Source organism: Mycobacterium talmoniae (assembly GCF_001854525.1).
Taxonomy (GTDB): Bacteria; Actinomycetota; Actinomycetes; order Mycobacteriales; family Mycobacteriaceae; genus Mycobacterium; species Mycobacterium talmoniae.
The window spans coordinates 23990-31371 of record NZ_MLQM01000044.1 but is presented as its reverse complement, the minus strand read 5'-3'; the positions used below and the strand labels follow the sequence as shown (position 1 = coordinate 31371).

Here is a 7382-nt window from a genome sequence, read left to right as displayed (position 1 = left end):
GTGTGCGGGCCGGGGATCCGGAAGCGGTTGGGGATGCCGTGCACGGCGACGACGTCGTCGCCGCTCGCGGTGGCGTCGATCAGCACCCGGGCGGTCCGGGTCTGCCCGTCGGCGGTGGTCACCGTCCAGGTGTCGGTGCGGTTGTCGAACCGGGTGGTCACCGCGGACGGCAGCGCGGTGTCGTAGCCGACGAGCCCGTGCAGGCGGCCGGGATCGCCGATGACCAGGACGCCGGTGCTCACAGGAACCCCGCCCGCCGCCACATCCGCCGGCTCAGCCGGCCCATCAGGCCGACCTCCTCGAAGAACGCGGCCAGCGGCGCGAACGCCGAGCGGCAATTGGCGTGGAAGTTCGGGTTGGCGCGGGCGATGCGGCGGGTTTCCCGGCCGTCGAGCCCGACCCGTTGGTACACCAGCGGGACGGTGAACAGGTAGCGGTAGAACGGTCCGCCGACGCCCTGCAGGTTCGCCATGTAGACCCGGCGATACCACGGCATCGCCGGGACCCGCTGGCGCAGCCCGTCGCGGGCGAACTGGATGTGGCGGGCCTCCTCGGTGACATGGATCCGCATCAGCCGACGGACGATCGGCTGCAGGTCGGGGTCGTCGAGGATCTGGCGCTGCAGCGCGTCGAAGATCTCCTCACCGACCAGCGCCGCGCCCCACAACACACTGCCGCGAAACAGCTTCGGCAACATGTTGATCACGACGCGTTGGTAGAACTTGGGTCGCACCGGCACCCCGCCGACCCGGTCGATGGCCTTACCGAACATCACCATGTGGCGGGTTTCGTCGCCGAGCTCGGTCAGCTCGTAGTGCGTCGAGGCGGCGGTGGGGTTTTTGTGCATCATGTTGCGCAGCAGCGCCTGGTTGAGGATGTTCTCGAACCAGATGCCGGCCGACAGGATGTTGACCAATTCCTGCCGGGACAGCTCGATCTGCTGCTCCCGGGTCATCGACTCCCACAGGCCGGTGCCGTACAGCGTGCACATCCGCGGCGGCAGGAAGAACTTGTCGTCGTCGAGCGGGGCGTCCCAGTCGATGTCGACGATCGGGGCGTAGGACTTTTTGACCGAACCCTTGAGCAGCCGGTCGGCGAACTCGTCCCGAGTCGGGCCGTCTGTCTTCACTGCGCTGGTCGTCATGGGGCGTCCCTTCGCTGCCGTTGTGCTTCAAGAAGTTACGAAGGACACCGGCAAGATGTCAATACCCACGGTACCGGATACTTTGCGGGTCCGCTGGCTGGTTAGCCTGCCGATATGCGTTTGGTCCACGTCATCGGCATCGGCGCGGGCCATCCCGACTACCTGACCGTGCAGGCCATCGAGGCGCTCAACGACACCCAGGTGTTTTTCGCCATGGACAAGGGCGAGACCAAAAGCGAGCTGCTGGAGCTGCGGCGGCACATCTGCCAGCGGTTTATCCGCGATCGCGACTACCGCTTCGTCGAGCTGCCCGACCCGCCGCGGGCCCAAGACGGCGACTACCGGCAAGCGGTGGCGGACTGGCACGTCGCCCGGGCGCGGATCTGGGCCGCGGCGATCGCCGCCGAACTCGGCCCCGACGGCGTCGGGGCGTTTCTGGCCTGGGGTGATCCGTCGCTGTACGACAGCACGCTGCGCATCCTGGACACCGTCGCCGAGCAGATCGAGCTGCGCTACGACGTCATCCCCGGGATCACCGCCGTGCAGGCGCTGACCGCGCGGCACCGGATCCCGCTCAACGACGTCGGCGAACCCGTCCTGATCACCACCGGGCGGCAGCTGCGCGAGCGCGGCCTGACCGGCTCGGCGGTGGTCATGCTCGACGCCGACTGCGCGTTCCGTGGCTGCCCGCCGCAGACCCGGATCTGGTGGGGTGCCTACCTGGGCACCGAGCATGAGCTGCTGGTGGCGGGCACGGTGGGGGAGGTGGGCGCGCGGATCGTCGAGTTGCGCGCCGAGGCCCGGGCGCGACACGGCTGGATCATGGACACCTATCTGCTGCGGGCCGCGGAGTAGGTTCAGCGCATGGGCCCCTTCCTGCTTCGTGCCGCGCTCACCGGATTCGCGTTGTGGGTGGTCACCCTGGTCGTCGACGGGATCCGCTTTGTCGGCGGCGAGGAGACCTGGCAGAAGATCGGCATCATCTTCGTGGTCGCGGTGATCTTCGGTCTGGTCAACGCGTTCATCAAACCGGTGGTGCAGGTCCTGTCGATCCCGCTGTACATCCTCACCCTGGGCCTGATCCACATCGTGATCAACGCGTTCATGCTGTGGCTGACCGCGTGGATCACCGAGAACACCACCCACTGGGGGCTGCAGATCGACCACTTCTGGTGGACGGCGATCTGGGCCGCGATCGTGTTGTCGGTGGTGAGCTGGCTGCTGTCGATGGTGGCGCCCGACGTCAAGCGGCTCACCCGCTAACCGGGCAGACTGGGGCCGTGCCCGAACTCCCCGAAGTCGAAGCGCTCGCCGACCATCTGCGTCGGCACGCCGTCGGGTTAACCGTCGGTCGCGTCGACGTGGTCGCCCTGTCGGTGCTCAAAACCTTCGACCCGCCGATCACCGCGCTGCACGGACAGACCGTGACCGCCGCGCACCGGTGGGGCAAATACCTGGGCGTGCAGGCCGGTGAGCTGCTCTTGATCGCGCACCTGTCCCGGGCGGGCTGGCTGCGCTGGTCGGACAACCTGCCCGCCGCGCCGCCGCGGCCGGGCAAGGGGCCGATCGCGCTGCGGGTGCACCTGGGCACCCCCGGTTTCGACTTCACCGAGGCGGGCACCCAAAAACGGTTGGCGGTGTGGCTGGTCGACGACCCGCACCAGGTGCCGGGCATCGCCGCGCTGGGGCCCGACGCGCTGCAGGTCGGCGCCGACGAGCTGGCCGCCTTGTTGGCCGGCAACACCGGCCGGATCAAGACCGTCCTCACCGACCAGCACGTGATCGCCGGCATCGGTAACGCCTACAGCGACGAGATCCTGCATACCGCAAGGATTTCGCCGTTCGCCACCGCCGCGAAGCTGTCGGCCGAGCAGCTTGCGGGGTTGCACGCGGCGATGGTGTCGGTGCTCGGTGACGCGGTGACCCGCTCGGTCGGTCAGCAGGCGGCCACCCTCAAGGGCGAAAAGCGGTCCGGGCTGCGGGTGCACGCCCGCACCGGCTTGCCGTGCCCGGTGTGCGGGGACACGGTGCGGGAGGTGTCGTTCGCCGATAAGTCGTTCCAGTACTGCCCGACCTGCCAGACCGGCGGCAAGGTGCTGGCCGACCGGCGCATGTCGCGGCTGCTGAAGTAGCTATGGCCCCGCGGTTTTTGACAGCTGTCGAGCCGGGTTAAGCTGCCCCGATGACCCGCCAGAAGATCCTCATCACCGGAGCCAGCTCCGGCCTGGGCGCCGGGATGGCGCGCGCGTTCGCGGCCAAGGGCCGCGACCTGGCGCTGTGCGCCCGCCGCATCGACCGCCTCGATGAGCTCAAAGACGAGCTGACGCGCAAGCACCCGAACATCACCGTGGCCGTCGCCGCGCTCGACGTCGACGACCACGACCAGGTGCCCAAGGTGTTCGCCGAACTCGCCGACACGCTGGGCGGCATCGACCGGGTCATCGTCAACGCCGGTATCGGCAAGGGCGCGCGGCTGGGCTCGGGCAAGCTGTGGGCCAATAAGGCCACCCTCCAGACCAACCTGGTGTCGGCGCTGGTGCAGATCGAGACTGCGCTGGAGATGTTCACCAAGGCCGGCGCCGGACACCTGGTGCTGATCTCCTCGGTGCTGGGCAACAAGGGCGTGCCGGGCGTCAAGGCCGCCTATGCCGCCAGCAAGGCCGGGGTGTCGTCGCTGGGGGAGTCGCTGCGCGCCGAGTACCCGAGCGGCCCGATCAAGGTCACCGTGCTGGAGCCGGGCTACATCGAGTCGGAGATGACCGCGAAGTCGGCATCGACCCTGCTGATGGTGGACAACGACACCGGGGTCAAGGCCATGGTGGGCGCGATCGAACGGGAAACCGGGCGCGCGGTGGTGCCGGCCTGGCCGTGGGCGCCGCTGGTGCAGCTGCTGCGGGTGCTGCCGCCGCGGCTGACCAAACCCTTCGCCTGAGGCCCCCTTCACCGCGAGTGGGAATCCTGCGACGCTCGCACGGCGTGTCGCGTCGCCAGATTCCCTCTCGCGGGGTGGGCTAGCCCCGCTCAGCCCGCGCGGCCGCGCTCGACGCGGTAGCGGCGCACCAGCGCGTCGGTGGAGCTGTCCGACTGCCGACCCGGTGACCCGTCGCCGGTGATCACCGGCAGCAGCGCCTTGGCCTGGGTCTTGCCCAGCTCCACCCCCCACTGGTCGAACGAGTCGATGCCCCACACCACACCCTCGGTGAACACCTGATGCTCGTAGAGCGCGATCAGCTGGCCCAGCACCGACGGGGTCAGCTTGCGGGCCAGGATCGAGGTGGTCGGCCGGTTGCCGGGCATCACCTTGTGCGGCACCACCTCGGCCGGGGTGCCCTCGGCGGCGATCTCCTCGGCGGTCTTGCCGAACGCCAGCACCTGGGTTTGGGCGAAGAAGTTGCTCATCAGCAGGTCGTGCATGCTGCCGGTGCCGTCGGCGGTGGCCAGGTCGTCCAGCGGCTCCGAAAAGCCGATGAAATCCGCCGGCACCAGCCGGGTGCCCTGATGCAGCAACTGGTAGAAGGCGTGTTGGCCGTTGGTTCCCGGTTCGCCCCAATAGATTTCACCGGTGTCGGTGGTGACCGGGGTGCCGTCGGCGCGCACCGACTTGCCGTTGGATTCCATCGTCAGCTGCTGCAGGTACGCCGCGAACCGGGCCAGGTCGTTGGAATACGGCAGCACCGCCCGCGATTGCGCGTCGAAGAAGTTGGAGTACCACAGCTCGATCAGCCCGAGCAGCGCCGGCGCGTTGGACTCCAGCGGGGCGGTGCGGAAGTGCTCGTCGACGAGGTGGAAGCCGGACAGGAAGTCGGCGAAGCGTTCCCGGCCGATCGCGGCCATCACGCTCAGCCCGATCGCCGAATCGACCGAATAGCGGCCGCCCACCCAGTCCCAGAAGCCGAACATGTTGGCGGTGTCGATGCCGAATTCGTCGACCAGCCGCTTGTTGGTGGAGACCGCGACGAAGTGCTGCGCCACCGCGGCATCGCCGAGCGCGTCGGTGAGCCAGCGCCGGGCGGCGGTGGCATTGGTTAGCGTCTCCAAGGTGGAGAAGGTCTTCGACGCGACAATGAAAAGCGTTGTAGCGGGCTCTAAGTCGGCCAGTGTGGCGATCAGGTCGGCGGGGTCGACGTTGGAGACGAACCGGGCCGAGATGCCGGCGTCGGCGTAGTGGCGCAGCGCCTGATACACCATCACCGGCCCCAGGTCCGATCCGCCGATGCCGATGTTGACCACGGTGGTGATGCGCTTGCCGGTGGCGCCGGTCCACTCGCCGCTGCGCAGCCGGTCGGTGAAATCGCCCATCGCGTCCAGCACCGCGTGCACATCGGCGACGACGTTGCGCCCGTCGACGATCAGTTCGGCGTCGGCCGGCAACCGCAGCGCGGTGTGCAGCACCGCCCGGTTCTCGGAGGTGTTGATGTGCGCCCCGGCGAACATCGCGTCGCGGCGCTGCTCGAGGCCGGCCGCGCGAGCCAGGTCGGTCAGCAGGGTGATGGTCTCCCGGGTGATCCGGTGCTTGCTGTAGTCGATGTACAGGTCGCCCACCGTCACGGTGAGCTCGTGGCCGCGGTCGGGGTCGTCGGCGAACAACTGCCGCAGATGGGTGTCCCCGATCTGCTCGTGGTGGCTGCGCAGGGCGTTCCAAGCGGGCGTGGCCGAGATGTCGGGGAGCTGGTGCGCGGAGGTCATAGTTCCGACCCTAATGCGGCGGTTCGGGCCGCGGCGTAAATGATGGAGCCATGATGCAACGGCTGCTGGCGTCGGTACCGACCGGACTGTGGATCGGCGGTGAGCAACGAGAAGGCTCGGCGCGGTTCGAGGTCGTCGACCCGTCCAGCGGCGAGGTGCTGACCACCGTCGCGGACGCGTCGGCGGCCGACGGGGTCGCCGCGCTGGACGCCGCCGCCGCGGTACAAGCCGACTGGGCGGCCACCCCGCCCCGGGAGCGCGGCGAGATCCTGCGCGCGGTGTTCGAGGCGATCACCGCCCGCGCCGACGACATCGCGACCGTGATGACCCTCGAGATGGGCAAGGTGTTCACCGAGAGCCAGCGCGAGGTGGCCTACGGCGCCGAGTTCTTCCGGTGGTTCGCCGAAGAGGCCGTCCGCATCGGCGGGCGCTACGCGCCCAGCCCCGCCGGGGGCGGGCGCATCGTGGTGACCAAGGCCCCGGTCGGCCCGTGCCTGGCCATCACCCCGTGGAACTTCCCGCTGGCGATGGGCACCCGCAAGATCGGTCCGGCACTGGCCGCGGGCAACACCATCGTCGTCAAACCGGCGCAGGAGACCCCGCTGACCATGCTGCTGCTGGCCCAGCTGATGGATGAGGCCGGGCTGCCCAAGGGGGTGCTGTCGGTGCTGCCGACCAGCGATCCGGGCGCGCTGACCACCGCGCTGCTCGATGACGGCCGGATCCGCAAGCTGACCTTCACCGGCTCCACCGGGGTGGGCCGCGCCCTGGCCAAACAGGCCTCCGACCAGCTGCTGCGGCTGTCGCTGGAACTGGGCGGCAACGCCCCGTTCGTGGTGTTCGACGACGCCGACCTCGACGCCGCGGTCGACGGCGCGATCCAGGCCAAGATGCGCAACGGCGGCGAGGCCTGCACCGCGGCCAACCGGTTCCATGTCGCCAACGCGGTCCGCGCGGAGTTCACCGACAAGCTGGTCAAGCGGATGAGGGAGTTCACCCTGGGCCGCGGCCTGGACCCGGCCGCGACGCTGGGCCCGCTGGTCAGCGCCAAGCAGCTGGCGATCGTGCAGGACCTGGTCGCCGACGCGGTGTCGCGCGGTGCGACCGTCGCGCTCGGCGGCGACGCGCCGGGCGGGCCCGGCCATTTCTACCCGGCCACCGTGCTGACCGACGTCCCCGCCGACGCCCGGATCCTGCGCGAGGAGGTGTTCGGCCCGGTCGCGCCGATCGCCGGGTTCGACACCGAGGACGAGGCGGTGGCCGCCGCCAACGCCACCGAGTACGGCCTGGCGGCCTACATCTACACCCGGTCGCTGGACCGTGCGCTGCGGGTCGCCGAGACCGTCGAGTCCGGGATGGTCGGGGTCAACCGGGGGGTGATCTCCGACCCCGCCGCGCCGTTCGGCGGCGTCAAGCAATCCGGGTTCGGCCGCGAAGGCGGCTTCGAGGGCATCGAGGAGTACCTGGAGACCAAGTACATCGCGCTGCCCGGCTAGCTTTCACGCCTCCGCCTTGCGGCGAGATCGACGTTTGCGGGCGGAATTGCGAGTGG

The 7382-nt window shown here is 69.4% G+C and carries 7 protein-coding genes and 2 pseudogenes; 6 read left to right on the top strand and 3 right to left on the bottom strand.

Annotated elements, in window-relative coordinates; translation table 11 throughout:
* Positions 1-242, bottom strand: a pseudogene (locus tag BKN37_RS10740) (DUF4873 domain-containing protein); the annotation flags it as partial.
* Entirely contained in the window at positions 239-1144 is a 906-nt protein-coding gene (locus BKN37_RS10735; protein ID WP_071025354.1) for an AurF N-oxygenase family protein, read from the bottom strand. The pseudogene BKN37_RS10740 and the gene BKN37_RS10735, both read right to left, overlap by 4 nt.
* A gap of 114 nt (positions 1145-1258) precedes the next feature.
* Between BKN37_RS10735 and cobF the strand changes: the two genes are divergently transcribed.
* The 5 genes and pseudogenes from cobF (at position 1259) to BKN37_RS10715 (ending at position 4076) form a co-directional block, all read left to right on the top strand.
* Entirely contained in the window at positions 1259-1999 is a 741-nt protein-coding gene (cobF, locus tag BKN37_RS10730; protein ID WP_071025352.1) for a precorrin-6A synthase (deacetylating), read from the top strand.
* Positions 2000-2008: 9 nt separating this feature from the next.
* Positions 2009-2407: a phage holin family protein gene (locus BKN37_RS10725; RefSeq protein ID WP_071025349.1), complete on the top strand. Its 399-nt coding sequence runs from the start codon at positions 2009-2011 to the stop codon at positions 2405-2407.
* Positions 2317-2679: pseudogene (locus tag BKN37_RS29850) on the top strand (DNA-formamidopyrimidine glycosylase family protein); the annotation flags it as partial. The gene BKN37_RS10725 and the pseudogene BKN37_RS29850, both read left to right, overlap by 91 nt.
* Positions 2680-2808: 129 nt before the next feature.
* Positions 2809-3276 carry a zinc finger domain-containing protein gene (locus BKN37_RS29845; RefSeq protein WP_170111458.1) on the top strand — a complete coding sequence of 156 codons (468 nt, stop codon included), beginning with the start codon at positions 2809-2811 and terminating at the stop codon, positions 3274-3276.
* A 50-nt stretch (positions 3277-3326) separates the two neighbouring features.
* Entirely contained in the window at positions 3327-4076 is a 750-nt protein-coding gene (locus BKN37_RS10715) for an SDR family oxidoreductase (RefSeq protein WP_071025345.1), read from the top strand.
* Between the two features lie 89 nt (positions 4077-4165).
* On the opposite strand, the gene pgi is transcribed toward BKN37_RS10715, so the two are convergent.
* On the bottom strand, positions 4166-5830 hold the full coding sequence (gene pgi / locus BKN37_RS10710; protein ID WP_071025343.1) for a glucose-6-phosphate isomerase: 1665 nt from the start codon (positions 5828-5830) through the stop codon (positions 4166-4168).
* 50 nt (positions 5831-5880) lie between these two features.
* Between pgi and BKN37_RS10705 the strand changes: the two genes are divergently transcribed.
* On the top strand, positions 5881-7326 hold the full coding sequence (locus BKN37_RS10705; protein WP_071025341.1) for an NAD-dependent succinate-semialdehyde dehydrogenase: 1446 nt from the start codon (positions 5881-5883) through the stop codon (positions 7324-7326).
* Positions 7327-7382: the final 56 nt, after the last annotated feature.

Coding starts and splice junctions, on each gene's coding strand:
- BKN37_RS10735 (WP_071025354.1), bottom strand. CDS start 1,144: ATGACGACCAGCGCAGTGAAGACAGACGGCCCGACTCGGGACGAGTTC.
- cobF (WP_071025352.1), top strand. CDS start 1,259: ATGCGTTTGGTCCACGTCATCGGCATCGGCGCGGGCCATCCCGACTAC.
- BKN37_RS10725 (WP_071025349.1), top strand. CDS start 2,009: ATGGGCCCCTTCCTGCTTCGTGCCGCGCTCACCGGATTCGCGTTGTGG.
- BKN37_RS10715 (WP_071025345.1), top strand. CDS start 3,327: ATGACCCGCCAGAAGATCCTCATCACCGGAGCCAGCTCCGGCCTGGGC.
- pgi (WP_071025343.1), bottom strand. CDS start 5,830: ATGACCTCCGCGCACCAGCTCCCCGACATCTCGGCCACGCCCGCTTGG.
- BKN37_RS10705 (WP_071025341.1), top strand. CDS start 5,881: ATGATGCAACGGCTGCTGGCGTCGGTACCGACCGGACTGTGGATCGGC.